Here is a 14,897-nt window from a genome sequence, read left to right as displayed (position 1 = left end):
CGGTTATGGAGCGCCAACCTTGCTCCGGACAGTCGCCTGGGTCACAAAGCTGTTCGGCGGAACGTCCTGCGTGAGCCAGACGTTGCCGCCGATGGTCGATCCGCGGCCGATTACGATCCTGCCGAGGATTGTCGCCCCGGCATAAATGACGACGTCATCCTCCACGACCGGATGGCGTGCATCGCCTTTGATCAGATTGCCGTTGTCATCCGTGGGAAAATGTCGTGCGCCAAGCGTGACGGCCTGATAGATTCGCACGTTTTCTCCGATAATCGCGGTCTCACCGATCACAACGCCGGTGCCGTGATCGATAAAGAACCCGGATCCGATGCTTGCTCCGGGATGGATGTCAATGCCGGTTTTGGCATGAGCGATTTCGGCCATCAGGCGAGCGATCAGTCTCGCGCCAAAACCGTGGAGAAGGTGAGCAAGACGGTGATGGATGATTGCCGTCATCCCGGGATAGTCGATCAGGATCTCGGGAAAGTTCCTGGCCGCGGGATCGCCAACAAAAGCAGATCGCAAGTCGCTGATAAGGAGTCCACGTATTGTCGGCAATTGCGACGCGAACGTGCGCGTCAGTTCGATTGCTTCCTCGCGCCGAAATCCCGGTAATAGCTCGTCACCGACGAACAGCGCTCCGCGATGGATCTGATCGAACAGGGAATCGAGCGCGATGCTCAGCGTGTTGCCGACAAAATAGTCGATGTTCTCGCCATCGAGGTCAGATCGGCCGTAGTGCCGCGGAAACAGCGCTTCGGTAAGGCCGTTGAGGATGCCTTCCAGCGCGTCGCGTGACGGAGCGCGATGCGCCTGGCCGTCACGACGGATGCTGTGGGTTTCTTCCCGCGAGGTCCGCAATTCCGCAACGATCCGCTCGAGTTGCCAGCGTATCTGCGGAGTGCCGCCGGGGCCGGGACTTGCCGCGACGATCGGGGGGTTCGGTGGAATCTCGCGCTTCATCGGAAGGCCCTCATCGCACATGCGCCAAGGGAATGCTCACCTCGGCAAGCAGATCCAGGTCCATGTCGTGGTCGATCTCGATATACTGACCGTTCCAGTAGACAAGGCCTGATAACCGATGTGACAGGTCCATGCTCAGCAAGCGGCCGACGATAATCGCGTGCGAATGTCGCTCGATGATCTCCTCGACCTGGCATTCGACCGCGGCGACGGATTTCGCGAGTAGCGGCACGCCGGACGAGCCGGCGAACCACGCCACGCCTTCGAAACGCTGTTTGCCCTTCAGCGCGCCGTTGCTGAAGCGCCCGGCGAGCTCTTGCTGTTCGGATCCAAGAATGTTGACCCCGAACGCCCGATTGCGTTCGATCAGGGCGAAAGACGAAGCCTGCTTGTTGAGACTCACCAGCAGCCGGGGAGGGTCGGCGCTAAGCGACGTCAGCGATGTAACGGTCATGCCGGTAATATCGTCATCGCGGCCGGCGGTGATAATGCTTACGCCGCCGGCAAGGCGGCGCATCACGGTGCGGAACTGGCATTCGATTTCGTGGGTCTTGTCGACGAGATGGATGTCCGGTTTGTTCATCGGTTCCTTCCTTCGTCATGCGGCACGCGATACCTCTTTCGCTAGAAGAAGCCCTTTGCCGGCAGCGGCGTGCCGCTGATTTCATATTGTCCGATCGATCGCGCCTTGAAGGTTGTCGGATTGTGAGAGGACAAGGTCCGCGCGTTGCGCCAGTGGCGGTCGAAGTTGGTGAGCTTTTTTGCGGCTGACGCGCCGCCGACATCAAAGAGCAGGCTGCCGCTGCGAATGGCGAATTCGTCGGCGATGATCTTGGCCTTGGCCGACAGCAGTGCCGCCTTGTGCGCCGCGTCGACGGCATCGGGCCCGCCGGCATCGAAAGCATCGGTCGCGATATCCAGAGCGTCGGCCGCCGCGAGCACAACAGCTTCCGCTGCGAAGGCGCCGCTGGCAATCTGGCCGACGGTCTGCTGAAGCAGCGGATCATCGGTGGGATGCTCGTTGGGCGCATAGTAGAAGGTCCGTTTCCGGGAACGAACCAGTGCGGCGGCATCGCGCAGGATGGCCCGCGCAATGCCGGCGTTAATTGCGGTCAGGAAGAGTTGAGCAAACGTATTCGAATAGGGGACGCCATATCCGACATCGGGTGCATCGAACACGATTTCCGCACGCTTGACCCGGACATTACGGAAATGGGTGGTGCCGGTTGCCGTCAGGCGCTGTCCCAGCCCGTCCCAATCGTCGATCAGTTCGATACCTTCCCGCTTCACCGGGATGATCGTCGCTCCGGTCGCGCCGGATGGGTCGGCGGCGCGCACAAGGACATAGTCCGAATAGAGGGTGCCGGTGCTGTAGTATTTCGTGCCGTTCAGCAGGTAGTCGTTTCCATCCGGCGTCAACGTCGTGTTCGGCTTGATGTCGCCCACCTTGGGCGTCTCCAGTTCCGTCGTTGCAAGGCCGATGATGGCGCCGTCGGCGACGGCCTTTTGCCACTGCCGGCTCTGATCGTCCCTGGGGCGCCGCACCAGCCGCTCAACCACACTGAAATGATTCCGAAGGATATGCGCGACATTGGCATCCGCTTCGCCGAGGCGAACGACGATCTCGAATAGTTCGCGGATCGAGCTTCCGCCGCCGCCGCCGTCCACCGGAATCCGTAACGCGCCCAGCCGGGCGCGGCGGATGAGATCGATCGCGTCAAAAGGAAGAATGCGTTCGCGCTCGCGTTCGCTCTCGCCTTCGGCGATCTGGTTCAACAACGCCTGAAAATCGGGTGAATGGACATCGAGATGATGCGAGGGCTGTAACGAGAATGTGGATACCGGCTTATTCATTGTTCGACCTGGATGGGAAAGAGCGATTGCATGGTTTGTCTGGCTGCGGCCATCTGATCGTGGCGGGATATTCTCAGAGTTGCGCCAGATGATCGGTGACCTTGACCGGCTCCGGCAAAACCTTGCGTGCGAGCAACCAGTCCGCCGCTTTTTGCAGATCGGCGACGAATTGTTTGTCGTCTACCGAGAAGTAGCGATATTGACGGTTCATCGCGATGAACTGGTCGCGGACCTCATCGCTGTACTTTCCTGCTTTTTGCGCAATGTATTCGGCGTCCCGGCTGTTCTCGGAAATCCACTTGCCCTCGTTACGAAAAGCATCATTCACGGCGCGGACAAGTGCAGGATTTTCGGTCGCGAACTTGCGGGTGGTGAGATAGGACGTGTAGTCGATCTGAAATTCCAGATCGCGACCCTCGAGAAACAGGTCGTGCGCCTTGTATTCCAGCCGCGCGATATCGACACCGGGACTCCACATCGACCAGGCGTCGACTTTTCCCGAGGCAAGCGCGGGGGCGGCATCGGGAGGATTGAGATAGACGAACTTCACGGCCGATCGGTCGATCTTGTGTTTTTCCAGGGCCGCCACCAGCAGAAATTCGCCGAGTCCGGAGCGGTTCACAGCCACGGATTTCCCGACCAGATCCTCGATCTTGTTGATGCCGGAATCGTCCTTGGCGATGATTGCGGTGGTGCGAGGCTCGTAGACGACGAACTGGGTGAACACCAGTGGCGAGCCGGCGATGATGGCGGCCAGCGCCGGCGTGGTGCTGCCGCCAAAGCTGAAATCCGCGCTTCCGCCGGTCACGGCCTGCAAGGTCGGCGCGTGGTTCGGAAACGGACCAAGCCATTCGACCTTGATGTCATCTTTGGCGAGAGTCTTTTCGAATTCGCCGCGCTCCTTGGCAATCAGATTAAGGCCGCTGAGACCCCAGGTCAGGCGAACCGTGTCGGTGGTGCGGCCGGTGCTTGCATGAGCTATTTCGCTCAAATTGAAGCCGGCGAGGGCGCCGATGCCAAATGCGGCGGTCCCCAGAAAATGCCGCCGGGATGACTTGCCAAAGGAGAAGTCAGACATCAGTGGATCCTTCCGAGAGACTTAAGCAGGGGCGTGAGAAGCAAGCACACCTAGCTCCGCAAGGAGATCAGCGCGTTCGATTGAAGTCGGATTTCCTTTTGCCCGGTGTTCAAAGGCGATGATGCCGTCGCGCATCACCAAAATGCGGTCGGCGAGGGCGATCGCTTCATCGACATCATGCGTCACAAGCAGGACGCCTGGCCGATGGTTCGCGACCAGTTCGCGCACGAGGTCGTGCATACGGATGCGGGTGAGGGCATCGAGCGCGGCGAACGGTTCATCCAGCAGCAGAAGTTCGGGCTGTTGCACCAATGCGCGCGCCAGCGCGACGCGCTGGGCCTGGCCTCCGGAGAGATTGCGCGGCCAGTCGTCGAGCCGGCCGGCAAGCCCGACTTCGACCAGCGCAGCGCCGGCCCGCGCCCGAGCGTCGGGCGCCGAGAGGCCAAGGGCCACATTGCGCCAAAGATTGTCCCATGGCAGCAACCGATGCTCCTGGAAGACCACGGCCGGCCGACGGGGAGCGGCAATGCGGCCGCCCTGAATCGGGTCGAGTCCCGCCAGCGCCCGCAGCAGCGTGGTCTTTCCACACCCGCTCTCCCCCAGCAGGGCGACGAATTCTCCGCGTTCGATGCGCAGATCGAGCTTTTCGATCACGACTCGTTCGCCGTAAGTGCGCTTGAGATTGGTTACCACAACGGCCGGCGTTGCCGAAGACGGCGGCGAGACATGGAATGTCACCGCATGCCTCCATAATTAGGATGCCAGGCGAGGAGGCGGCGTTCAAGCAAGCGGGCAATCGCATCGGCCGCGACACCGATCAGCGCGTAGATCACGATCGTCAAAACGATCACGTCGGTCCGCAGGAATTCCCGCGCATCCATTGCCAAGAAGCCGATCCCGGATTCGGCGCCGATGGTCTCGGCGACGACGAGCGCGAGCCACGCCGTCGCCAACGCGTAACGAACGCCGGTTAAAATTGACGGCAATGCGCCAGGGAGAATGATCCGCCGAATGAGCTGTAACGAGTTCAGGCCCTGAATGCGCCCAAGCTCGATCAGCTTCGGATCGACCTGCCGGATACCCAGGGTGGTGTTGACATAGATCGGGAAGGTGACGCCGAGCGCAACGAGAAATATCTTTTCCGCTTCACCGACGCCTAGCCACACGATTACCAGCGGCAGCAGCGCAAGAAACGGGATCGCGCGGATCATTTGAACGCTGCGATCGATCGCGGCTTCCGCTATTCGCGAGAATCCAACGAGCGTGCCGAGCGTGAAACCAACGCCGGCGCCGACCGCAAAGCCCGCAATGGCCCGTAGCAGACTGACGCCGAAGTCATTCAGCAGACTTCCTGTTGCCGCAAGTTTGATTGCCGTTTTGACCACTTTACTGGGAGCAGGGAGCACTTGCGGCGACAGCCATCCGGCCTGCGCCAATAATTCCCAGGCGATCACGAGCGCGATGGGCGCAAGCCAGGAGAGAGCCTGCAAGCCGCGTTTTCCGAGCTTAAAGTTCGATTGCCGCGTCGACGAGGAATAGCCATCGGTTCGCTTGAGCCGATCAAACTCGACCGTAGCCGCAATCTGCTCGATGTTGGTCAAGATAATGTCATCCTGAATTCATGGCGCCACATGAAGAAACGGCCCGCGCGAGCATCAAGGCCTGTCTTTCATACAGGTCGCGCGATCACTTCAATTGGCGGTGCACCTCCAATGCGTGGAACATCGATCACCTGCTGCAAACTGTCCCACGAATTCGGTCGAACAGAAATAGAGTGCTTTTCCAATTGTCATTCGTTTCGGAGTTTTCTGATTTCTTTACGAACCGAATGACGGCAAAGAACATCTTTTGACTTTCCCATGGCGTGTTTCATGATCAGATCGGCTTGATCTCTCATCGCGATTTGGCGACAACGCCGCAGTCATCTCTGACGCGATGACGCGAACAAATCGAAAGTTAGGACGCTCATGACAACGCATCCCCTTCGTTTCGGCATTTGGGCCCTGGTTCATGGCTCGCGGGCTGCGCATCAAGACCCTGAAGAGCCATACGATGCGTCATGGGAACGAAATCGAGATCTGGTGCTGGCCGCGGAACAGCTCGGTTATGACTCGACACTTGTCGCGCAGCACACCATCAATCCTCATCAGGAGGATCTCGATCAGCTCGAAGCCTGGAGTTCGGCGGCTGCGCTTGCGGCGTTGACGAGCCGGATCGAGATCATCGCAGCTATCAAGCCGTACCTCTATCATCCGGTCGTTCTTGCCAAGATGGCGCTCCAGATCGAGAACGTCAGCCGCGGACGTTTTGCGATCAATCTCGTCAACGCCTGGAATCGTCCGGAACTGGACAGGGCGGGTATCGGTTTCCCGGAGCACGACGCGCGTTATGCCTACGGCCGCGAATGGATCTCGGTCGTATCGGGTTTGATGCGAGGCGAGCGCGTGACGTACAAAGGCGCGCATTTCGATGTGCGCGATTACGCGCTGCGGCCCAGAGATCTCTACCGTCAGCGGCCGATGATCTATGTTGGCGGCGAATCCGAACCCGCCCGCGCGCTTGTCGCCGATCATGGCGATGTATGGTTCATCAATGGCCAGCCGCTGGACGACGTCGCCGGCTTGATTGCCGATGTCGCGGCACGCCCGCGTTCTTCAGCGCCGCTACGGTTCGGGCTTTCCGCCTTTGTCATCGCGCGTGAGACCGATGAACAGGCTCAGGCTGCTTACGAACGGCTGTTGAATCTGGCGGCAAAGGACGCGCCGATGAAGGCGATCCAGAAGCAGAATACCGACCCGCAGGTCGTGATGATGCAGACGATGCAGAAGACGCCACGCGTCGGCAGCAACGGTGGAACGGCAGCCGGGCTGGTCGGCAGCTACGATGACGTGGCGGCGCGCATTCGTGCCTTCCACGCGGCGGGGATCGAATTGTTCATGCTGCAATTCCAGCCGTTCGAAGCGGAGATGGAGCGTTTCGCGCGGGAAGTGATTCCGCGGGTACGCCGGCTGCAATCCCCGCCATTGGCCAGCACTTTCGGGGAGTTGGCTGAAGCGCCGCCAGGCCAACGCTGACTGATGATCTTCATGCAGATGCGGCTGCTGCTACCTGCGTGGCGAAGCGGCTCGGTGGCCTCGGAAGACCAAAATGGTCGCGCAGCGTCGAACCGCTATAGTCTTTGCGGAACAGGCCGCGCTTTTGCAGGATCGGCACCACCGTGTCGACAAAGACCTCCAGTCCGGTCGGCAGCACGTCCGGCATCAGGTTGAAGCCGTCGGCTGCGCCGGCCCTGAACCACGCCTCGATGTCGTCGGCGATATGTTCGGGCGTACCGACGATGATGCGATGGCCGACGCCGCCTCCAAGTGCCCGCAACAGCTGACGCACGGTCAGGTTTCCACGGCGCGCCAAATTGACGGTGCCCTGGAACATGGTGTGGTTGGCATTGGCAGGCAGCGGCAATGGATCAGGCAGCGGCTTGTCGAGTTCGAGTTGCGCGGGATCGATCTGCAGCGTGCTTGCCAGGCGCGCGAGGCTGTACTCGATGGGCACGAGTTCCCAAAGCTCATCCTGCCGCCGTTTCGCCTCCGCCTCGGTGCTGCCGATCACGGTCGCAAGTCCGGGCAGGATCACGATGGACTCGCCCGATCGGCTATAGGCGGCTGCTCGGGTCCGCAGGTCGCGGGCATAGGCGGCGCCTTCGTCGATCGTCTGTGCAAGCGTAAAGACCGCTTCGGCCTGGGCGGCGGCGAGATCGCGGCCATCGTTTGAGCCGCCTGCTTGCACGGTGACCGGTCGTCCTTGTGGGGAGCGGGGTACGTTCAGCGGACCCGCCACCGAATAATACGGTCCGCGGTGCGCGATCGGATGAACCTTCGAGGTGTCCACGAATCTTGCCGTGGCTTTATCGCCAACGAAAGCGTCATCTTCCCAGCTATCCCAGAGCGCGTGAACGATTTCGGCGAATTCCTTCGCGCGATCGTAGCGCGCCTTGTGTTCGAGCACACCGGGCAGGCCAAAATTCCGGCTCGAGGCGGCATCCGCCGTGGTCACCGCGTTCCAGCCGGCACGCCCTCCGCTGGCGAGATCGAGCGTCGCGAACCGGCGGGCGATATTATACGGCTCATTATAGGTCGTGGAAGCCGTTGCGATCAGCCCGATATGGCTCGTGGAGGCCGCGACCGTCGCAAGCACGATTGTCGGCTCCATCGACTGGAACGGGCGATAGTCGATGCGGTCTGTGACCGCCGGCGTGTCAGCCAGGAAGATCGCATCGAGCTTGCCGCGCTCGGCGATGCGTGCCACGCGCACATAGTGACCGGCGTCGAAACACGCGCGCGGGTCGCTGTCCGGCAAGCGCCAGGCCGACGCGTAGACGCCGGAGTGAAGAAGATTGACGTTCAGATGCAGGTGGCGAGATGACATGGTGGGGTTCCAGTCGATTGCGTGTCGAGCGTCGCAGTGACGGGCTGGATCGCGCTGCGAGGTAAATATCGCGTCGTGGCGATCAGAGGAAGCGCGAACGTTCGACTCTCTTCATTTGATGATGTTCGACGCGCCGTGAACGTGACATGTAGGCAAAAGCAAGCGATCAGTCGTCTGCGCAAGAAAAAATAATTCGCTGATCGCTGCAGAGTCTTGGCCGGACAAAGCTCGCGACGGATTTGCGCTGGATCGCCACCGCCAGGTTCATCTATTGCTCAAAGAATGAACTCTGTCGGCGAGCGCTGCATGAATTTTCTCTCCTCTCGTACAACAGGGAAAGCTTCGTCCACTTCTCTCCAGATATCTGAAATTGCCAAAAGCATCGGCCCGCGCGACCATTGCCATTGGATGTGATGCCGTGAACCGGACTCCCGGAGAAATGATCCAATGATTAATCGATCTGTCCGCGCCGAAAAGGTCTCTGCGGCGGCGGGATCTGTTGAGTTCGACGCGGATGTTCTGGTTCTTGGCGGCGGCCCGGCAGGCACATGGGCTGCGATCAGCGCGGCGGAGCACGGTGCGCGCGTCGTTCTCGCTGATAAGGGTTTCTGCGGCACTTCCGGCACGACGGCTGCGGCCGGAACAGGTGTTTGGTACATCGATCCGGATCCGGCGCTGCGCGAAGCCGCGATGGCCAATCGCGAGAAGATGGGTGGATATCTCCAGGACCGCCGCTGGATGGCCCGGGTGCTCGATCGCACGTACGACCGAAGCAACCGGCTGGCCGATTGGGGTTATCCTTATCCGGTCGATGACAGCGGGAAATCCAAGCGCAACTCGCTGCAGGGGCCGGAATATATGCGGCTGATGCGCAAGCGGACCAAGCAAGCCGGTGTGACCATTCTTGACCACAGCCCGGCTCTCGAATTGCTCCTCGATGAAGATGGCGCAGTTGCAGGCGCGACGGGTCTGCGCCGTCAAAAGCATGATCGGTGGATCGTGCGCGCCAAGGCCGTCGTGATTGCGACTGGCGGCTGTGCCTTTCTCAGCAAGACGCTGGGATCGAACGTCTTGACGGGTGACGGTTACCTGATGGCGGCGGAGGCCGGCGCCGAATTGACCAGCATGGAGTTTTCAAATCCTTATGCGATCTCGGCTGCATTCGGCTCGGTCACCAAGACGCTGTTCTATGGCTGGGCAACATTCTCCTATGAAGATGGCAGCATCGTTCCCGGCGCGGCCTCGAAGGGCGGAAGATCGGCGATCGCCCGGGCGCTGCTGCAGGGGCCGGTCTACGCGCGTCTCGACAAGGCCGACAGCGATGTGCAGCGACATATGCGGGCGTCGCAGCCGAATTTCTTCCTGCCGTTTGATCGTACCGGCATCGATCCGTTCACCGAGCGCTTCCCGGTTACGCTACGCTTGGAGGGCACGGTTCGCGGCACCGGCGGGCTTCGCATCGTCGATGACAACTGCGCAACCAGTGTGCCAGGCCTGTATGCTGCGGGCGACGCCGCGACCCGCGAACTGATCTGCGGCGGGTTTACCGGGGGCGGCAGCCACAACGCGGCGTGGGCGATGTCGTCCGGCAGTTGGGCGGGGCAGGGCGCTGCCGACTATGCCGGGCAAATCGGATCGACAAAGCGAAGGGTATCGCGGGCCGGCACCATAGGCCTCCGTGACCGGGCTGCCAGGCCATTCAACCCTGCCGAGTTGGCCAAGGCGGTTCAGGACGAAGTCTTTCCCTACGAATTGAACTACTTTCGAGAAGCGGGACGTCTCGGCGGATCGTTGGATCGTCTCGACTCGCTTTGGCGCGCCGCTTCCGAAGCGGGGGCGGCCAGCGACTCCGACTTGCTGCGTGTCCGGGAAAGCGCCGCCATGCTGGCGACCGCGCGCTGGATGTACCGGAGCGGGCTTGCCCGCAAGGAAAGCCGCGGCATGCACCGGCGCGACGATTTTCCCGATCAGGACGAGCGCCTCCGGCATTACATCACGACGGGCGGTCTTGATGAGGTCTGGACCTCGGTTCGGCCGCATGCAGCCACGAGCTATGCGGAGGCGGCGGAATGATCGAAGTCATCGATGCCGAGCGATGCACGTCCTGCGATATCTGCGTGAACGTCTGCCCGACCAACGTTTTCGACAAAACGGATGGGATTCCGGTCATCGCTCGCCAGGCTGACTGTCAAACCTGTTTCCTTTGTGAGCTGTATTGTCCCGAGGATGCGCTGTTCGTGTCGCCGTTCGCTGATCTGCCGCAGGATGTGGATGTGGTGGCCCTGAAACAGGGTGTCGCGATGGGCAGCTATCGCCGCGCCGTCGGCTGGACGGATGAGACCAAAACGCTTCGCGGCATCGACCGCAGCTACCTGCTGTTCGGGCATTAAGGCCGACAGCGAGGCTGTCTTTCGTCCCCGGAAATTCGTCGCGGCTGTGCTCCTGAAGGCAACGGTCGCACAGTCGAAAATGTGGATCTGTTAAATGAATGCTCATCAATCGGTGAGGGCCGGGCAACCGGTTCAATCATCTGAGGTTATTGCGCCCGACGCGCCCGTATTGGAGGCGATGGTTCGATTCGAGGCCGTTTCGAAAGTCTATCCGGCCCACCGCAATAAGCCGAGCGTGCGCGCGCTGGAAGATGTCGATTTCGCGATCGCGCGCGGGTCCATCACTGGTGTCATCGGCCGTTCCGGAGCCGGCAAGTCGAGTCTTGTCCGTCTGATCAACGGTTTGGAAAAGCCGACGACCGGTCGCGTCATCGTCGCCGATAGCGACATATCGAGCCTTTCCGGTCGTGAACTCCGGCTGGCGCAGCGTTCCATCGGCATGATCTTCCAGCACTTCAATCTGCTGTCGTCGCGGACGGCGGCGGACAACATCGCCCTGCCGCTGGAAATCGCGGGCTGGTCGAAATCCGACATCGCGTCGAGAGTTTCCGAACTGCTCGACCTCGTCGATATCGCCGACAAGCGCGATCGCTATCCGTCCGAGCTATCCGGCGGTCAGAAACAACGGATCGGTATCGCCCGCGCACTGGCAACACGACCCAACGTCTTGTTGTCGGACGAAGCAACCTCGGCGCTCGATCCGCAGACGACGCGCTCAATCCTCGATCTGTTGGCAAACATCAATCGGGAACTCGGGGTCACGATCATCCTGATTACCCACGAGATGTCCGTCGTCAGGCAACTCGCCAAAGAGGTCATCGTGCTTGATGCCGGGCATATTATCGAAAAAGGGCATGTCGCAGACATCTTCACCCATCCACGGCACTCGATCACGCAGACATTTCTTTCCGAGGCACTCGGCGACGCGATTCCGGTGTCGTTGACCAGCCGGTTGCAACAACAGCCTAGACCCGGCGGTCAGGCCGTCATTCGCGTGCTGGTGCGGGGACTGGACGGTGGCGCTACGCTGGTGGCCCGCCTGGCGCGGGAACTCGCCATCGACGTGGCGTTGCTGTCGGCGCGCATCGACGAGATTGGCGGCCAGCAGATCGGTTCGCTGACGCTCGGCGTGCCGGACGACGATACCAAGGCAGCGCAGGTGCTGTCCTATCTTTCACAACATCGATACTCCGTGGAGCGTCTTGGCTATGTCGCTTGATCTCATCAACTTGATTGTCCAGTCGACATGGGAAAGCCTTTTCATGGTCGCGACCTCTGCCCTTATCGCGACGCTTTTCGGCCTTCCGCTCGGAATCTTTCTGGCGACCAGCCGCAAGGGCGAGTTGTTTGCCGCGCCGGCGGTCAACTCGATCCTCGGCGTTGTCGTCAATGCGACCCGATCGACGCCCTTCATCATTCTTGTGGTCGCCATCATTCCGTTTACGCGCCTGGTGGCGGGAACCTCCATTGGATCAGGGGCGGCGATCGTTCCGCTCACCATTGCGGCGACACCCTTCATCGCGCGGCTGGTCGAGGGCGCGATCCGCGAAGTGGATGCCGGCCTGATCGAGACAGCGTCGTCGTTCGGCGCCAGTCCGCTGCAGGTCGTGTTCAAGGTGTTGATCCCTGAAGCGCTGCCGGGGCTTGTGCTGGCGTTGACGCTCGCAGTGGTGAGCCTGCTCGGCTATTCGGCGATGGTGGGCGCTGTCGGCGGCGGAGGCCTGGGCGATTTGGGCATCCGTTACGGTTATCAGCGCTTTATGCCGGACATGATGGTTGCCGTGGTGGTCGTTCTCATCGCGCTTGTGCAGACCGTGCAGACCGTGGGCGACTACCTGGCGCGCCGGGTCAACCGCCGCCTGCGGCATCGGTAGGGTTGTCATGCCGAAGGAGATCCGCCTCAACGCATTCGACATGAATTCCGTCGGTCACATCCAGCACGGAATGTGGGCGCATCCCCGCGACCAGTCGCCGCGCTACACCGAAATCGAATACTGGCAGCATCTGGCCCGCACGGCCGAGCGGGGCCTGTTCGACGCGATTTTCCTGGCGGATATCATCGGCGTCTATGATGTCTACGGCGCGTCGCCGGCAGCATCGATCCGCAACGCGGTCCAGATTCCCATCAACGATCCACTGCTTGTTGTTCCCGTCATGGCGGCGGTGACGAAGCATATCGGTTTCGGCGTCACCTCGAATGCGACTTATGAAGCGCCGTATTTATTCGCTCGCCGCCTTTCCACGCTCGATCATCTCACCCGAGGGCGAATGGGATGGAACATCGTCACCGGTTATCTCGACAGTGCTGCGAGGGCGATGGGGCTCGATCGCCAGATCGAGCACGACAACCGCTACGAGCTCGCGGATGAATATATGGAGGTCGTCTACAAGCTGCTCGAGGGAAGCTGGGAGGACGATGCGGTCGTCGCGGATCGGAGCGGCAGGCTTTACGCCGATCCGGCGAAAATACACGCGATCAGCCATGTCGGACGGCGGCATCGGGTCAACGCAATCCACCTGAGCGAGCCTTCGCCGCAACGGACGCCGGTGCTCTATCAAGCCGGGGTATCGACCCGCGGCCGCGCCTTCGCCGCAAAACACGCCGAATGCGTGTTCTTCGCGACCTCGACCAAGGAGAACGTCCGCGCGATTGTCAGGGATGTGCGAGCGCAGGCGGTCGGGAACGGCCGTAGGGCCGAAGACCTGGTCGTCTTCTTGAGCCGTTCCTTCATTGTGGGCCGGACGCGCAAGGAAGCGGAGGAGAAGTTCGCGGATTACCGGGCGTATGGCAGCGTCGAAGGCGCGCTGGCGCATTTCGCAAGTTCGGTCGGCATCGACTACGCGAAAGAAGATCTCGACGCGCCGCTGCGGCACGAGCAGTCCAACTCCATGCAATCGATTCTGGAGGCGGTGACCACCCGCAGCACTGAGCAATGGACGCTGCGGAAGCTGCTCGGCCAGATGGGCCTCGGCAGCCGAACGATGCCCTTTGTCGGCTCGGCCGAGGAGGTTGCCGATGAGATGCAGGGCTGGGTCGAGGAGACCGGCATCGACGGCTTCAATCTCAGCCGTGTGGTAACGCCGGAAGGCCTTGAGGACTTTGTCGATCTGGTCGTCCCGATCCTGCAAGAGCGCGGCGTCTACAAGACCGCGTATCGCGAGGGAACGTTGCGGAAAAAACTCTTTGGAGGCGCTTCCGGACGCCTGCGGGAGTCGCATGTCGGCGCATCTTATCGCCACCGCCGAGTGAATGACGATGGGCCCGATCACGCGTCTCGGCCGGCGGTGGTGTCTTGACTATCAGCTCAACCAGATACGGCCCCCGGAATGGAAGCTGGAAGGAGATTTAGATGAGCAGGGATATCAACATTGGACCAGGGTACGGTCGCCGCCGTTTGCTTTCAGTGGTGACCGCGAGCCTGCTGTTCGCCGTCGGTCATGGGACAATTTCGTCAGCGGTCGCCGCCGAGCCGCTGAAGGTCGGCACATCGAGCGGCCCGATCGCCGATATCATCCAGTTTGCGGCGGCGCGCGCCAAGGAGCAGGGGTTGGACGTCAAGATCGTCGAGTTTTCCGATTGGGTGACACCGAACGAGGCATTGCAGAGCGGCGATATCGACGCCAATCTTTTTCAGCATATTCCCTTCCTGAACGATGCCATTCAGGCGCGGGGCTACAGCTTCACGCCTGTCGCACCGACCTACGTCATTCCGGTCGGCCTCTATTCGAAGAAGATCACCAAAATCGCGGATGTTCATGAGCGGGCAACCGTGGCGGTCGCCAGCGATCCGGTCAACGAGGCACGCGGACTTTTGCTGTTCGAGAAGGCCGGCCTGATCAAGCTGCGCGAGGGTGCCGGAGAAAAGGCGAATATCCGCGATATCGAGGGAAATCCGAAGAAATTGAAATTTCTTGAGGTCGAGGCGCCGCAGCTCCCCCGGGTGCTCGACGACGTCGAACTGGCGCAAGTCAGCATCAGCTATCTCATTGCATCAGGCAGTAATCCCGAGAGTTTGCTGATTGCAGATGGATTCGGCGATCCGCGCTATGCGCTGCAATTCGTGGCGCGGACCGACAGGAAGGACGATCCACGCCTGCTCCGCTTCGTTTCGATCTACCGTTCGCAGGAGGTCAAGGATTACATCAATAAGAAGTATGGCCGTTTCTTTGTACCGGTGTGGTGATCC

The 14,897-nt window shown here is 60.9% G+C and carries 14 protein-coding genes; 7 read left to right on the top strand and 7 right to left on the bottom strand.

The window, feature by feature from the left end; translation table 11 throughout:
- Positions 1-3: 3 nt before the first annotated feature.
- The 6 genes from epsC to BLV09_RS11495 all read right to left on the bottom strand — a co-directional run bounded on the left by epsC (position 4) and on the right by BLV09_RS11495 (position 5,385).
- The gene (gene epsC / locus BLV09_RS11520) at positions 4-963 is read right to left on the bottom strand and encodes a serine O-acetyltransferase EpsC (RefSeq protein ID WP_146687375.1); all 960 of its coding nucleotides are present in this window, start codon (positions 961-963) and stop codon (positions 4-6) included.
- Between the two features lie 10 nt (positions 964-973).
- Complete coding sequence (locus BLV09_RS11515; protein WP_146687374.1) at positions 974-1,546, bottom strand: flavin reductase family protein; 573 nt, start codon at positions 1,544-1,546, stop codon at positions 974-976.
- 41 nt (positions 1,547-1,587) lie between these two features.
- Positions 1,588-2,817 (bottom strand): acyl-CoA dehydrogenase family protein, encoded by a 1,230-nt coding sequence (locus BLV09_RS11510; protein ID WP_146687373.1) that lies wholly within the window; start codon positions 2,815-2,817, stop codon positions 1,588-1,590.
- 73 nt (positions 2,818-2,890) lie between these two features.
- Positions 2,891-3,895, bottom strand: a complete 1,005-nt coding sequence (locus BLV09_RS11505; RefSeq protein ID WP_146687372.1) for an NrtA/SsuA/CpmA family ABC transporter substrate-binding protein — start codon at positions 3,893-3,895, stop codon at positions 2,891-2,893.
- A gap of 21 nt (positions 3,896-3,916) precedes the next feature.
- Positions 3,917-4,633 (bottom strand): ABC transporter ATP-binding protein, encoded by a 717-nt coding sequence (locus tag BLV09_RS11500; protein ID WP_146687371.1) that lies wholly within the window; start codon positions 4,631-4,633, stop codon positions 3,917-3,919.
- Positions 4,630-5,385: an ABC transporter permease subunit gene (locus BLV09_RS11495; RefSeq protein ID WP_244549158.1), complete on the bottom strand. Its 756-nt coding sequence runs from the start codon at positions 5,383-5,385 to the stop codon at positions 4,630-4,632. The genes BLV09_RS11500 and BLV09_RS11495 overlap by 4 nt, the downstream gene beginning before the upstream one ends.
- Before the next feature lie 477 nt (positions 5,386-5,862).
- Here BLV09_RS11495 and BLV09_RS11490 point away from each other — a divergent pair, with 477 nt between their 5' ends.
- Positions 5,863-6,969 (top strand): LLM class flavin-dependent oxidoreductase, encoded by a 1,107-nt coding sequence (locus BLV09_RS11490; protein WP_146687370.1) that lies wholly within the window; start codon positions 5,863-5,865, stop codon positions 6,967-6,969.
- 10 nt (positions 6,970-6,979) lie between these two features.
- Here the strand turns inward: BLV09_RS11490 and BLV09_RS11485 are convergent, their stop codons facing one another.
- Positions 6,980-8,320, bottom strand: a complete 1,341-nt coding sequence (locus BLV09_RS11485; protein WP_146687369.1) for an LLM class flavin-dependent oxidoreductase — start codon at positions 8,318-8,320, stop codon at positions 6,980-6,982.
- Positions 8,321-8,767: 447 nt separating this feature from the next.
- On the opposite strand from BLV09_RS11485, the gene BLV09_RS11480 reads away from it, so the two are divergent.
- The 6 genes from BLV09_RS11480 (at position 8,768) to BLV09_RS11455 (ending at position 14,894) form a co-directional block, all read left to right on the top strand.
- Positions 8,768-10,393, top strand: a complete 1,626-nt coding sequence (locus BLV09_RS11480; protein ID WP_146687368.1) for an FAD-dependent oxidoreductase — start codon at positions 8,768-8,770, stop codon at positions 10,391-10,393.
- Positions 10,390-10,710, top strand: a complete 321-nt coding sequence (locus BLV09_RS11475; RefSeq protein ID WP_146687367.1) for a 4Fe-4S dicluster domain-containing protein — start codon at positions 10,390-10,392, stop codon at positions 10,708-10,710. The genes BLV09_RS11480 and BLV09_RS11475 overlap by 4 nt, the downstream gene beginning before the upstream one ends.
- A gap of 94 nt (positions 10,711-10,804) precedes the next feature.
- Complete coding sequence (locus BLV09_RS11470) at positions 10,805-11,929, top strand: methionine ABC transporter ATP-binding protein (protein WP_167558702.1); 1,125 nt, start codon at positions 10,805-10,807, stop codon at positions 11,927-11,929.
- The gene (locus tag BLV09_RS11465; RefSeq protein ID WP_146687365.1) at positions 11,919-12,584 is read left to right on the top strand and encodes a methionine ABC transporter permease; all 666 of its coding nucleotides are present in this window, start codon (positions 11,919-11,921) and stop codon (positions 12,582-12,584) included. The genes BLV09_RS11470 and BLV09_RS11465 overlap by 11 nt, the downstream gene beginning before the upstream one ends.
- A gap of 7 nt (positions 12,585-12,591) precedes the next feature.
- Positions 12,592-14,007, top strand: a complete 1,416-nt coding sequence (locus BLV09_RS11460; protein ID WP_146687364.1) for an LLM class flavin-dependent oxidoreductase — start codon at positions 12,592-12,594, stop codon at positions 14,005-14,007.
- Between the two features lie 53 nt (positions 14,008-14,060).
- Positions 14,061-14,894 (top strand): MetQ/NlpA family ABC transporter substrate-binding protein, encoded by an 834-nt coding sequence (locus BLV09_RS11455; RefSeq protein ID WP_146687363.1) that lies wholly within the window; start codon positions 14,061-14,063, stop codon positions 14,892-14,894.
- Positions 14,895-14,897 lie beyond the last annotated feature (3 nt).

It is taken from the genome of Bradyrhizobium canariense (genome assembly GCF_900105125.1).
Classification (GTDB): domain Bacteria; phylum Pseudomonadota; class Alphaproteobacteria; order Rhizobiales; family Xanthobacteraceae; genus Bradyrhizobium; species Bradyrhizobium canariense_A.
The sequence above is the reverse complement of the archived record's forward strand: the minus strand, read 5'-3'. Positions and strand labels throughout refer to the sequence as shown.

Excerpts from the sequence above, each read along its gene's own strand:
- BLV09_RS11455 (WP_146687363.1), top strand. The coding sequence starts at position 14,061 with ATGAGCAGGGATATCAACATTGGACCAGGGTACGGTCGCCGCCGTTTG.
- BLV09_RS11475 (WP_146687367.1), top strand. The coding sequence starts at position 10,390 with ATGATCGAAGTCATCGATGCCGAGCGATGCACGTCCTGCGATATCTGC.
- BLV09_RS11480 (WP_146687368.1), top strand. The coding sequence starts at position 8,768 with ATGATTAATCGATCTGTCCGCGCCGAAAAGGTCTCTGCGGCGGCGGGA.
- BLV09_RS11515 (WP_146687374.1), bottom strand. The coding sequence starts at position 1,546 with ATGAACAAACCGGACATCCATCTCGTCGACAAGACCCACGAAATCGAA.
- BLV09_RS11460 (WP_146687364.1), top strand. The coding sequence starts at position 12,592 with ATGCCGAAGGAGATCCGCCTCAACGCATTCGACATGAATTCCGTCGGT.
- epsC (WP_146687375.1), bottom strand. The coding sequence starts at position 963 with ATGAAGCGCGAGATTCCACCGAACCCCCCGATCGTCGCGGCAAGTCCC.
- BLV09_RS11510 (WP_146687373.1), bottom strand. The coding sequence starts at position 2,817 with ATGAATAAGCCGGTATCCACATTCTCGTTACAGCCCTCGCATCATCTC.
- BLV09_RS11485 (WP_146687369.1), bottom strand. The coding sequence starts at position 8,320 with ATGTCATCTCGCCACCTGCATCTGAACGTCAATCTTCTTCACTCCGGC.
- BLV09_RS11465 (WP_146687365.1), top strand. The coding sequence starts at position 11,919 with ATGTCGCTTGATCTCATCAACTTGATTGTCCAGTCGACATGGGAAAGC.
- BLV09_RS11505 (WP_146687372.1), bottom strand. The coding sequence starts at position 3,895 with ATGTCTGACTTCTCCTTTGGCAAGTCATCCCGGCGGCATTTTCTGGGG.
- BLV09_RS11470 (WP_167558702.1), top strand. The coding sequence starts at position 10,805 with ATGAATGCTCATCAATCGGTGAGGGCCGGGCAACCGGTTCAATCATCT.
- BLV09_RS11490 (WP_146687370.1), top strand. The coding sequence starts at position 5,863 with ATGACAACGCATCCCCTTCGTTTCGGCATTTGGGCCCTGGTTCATGGC.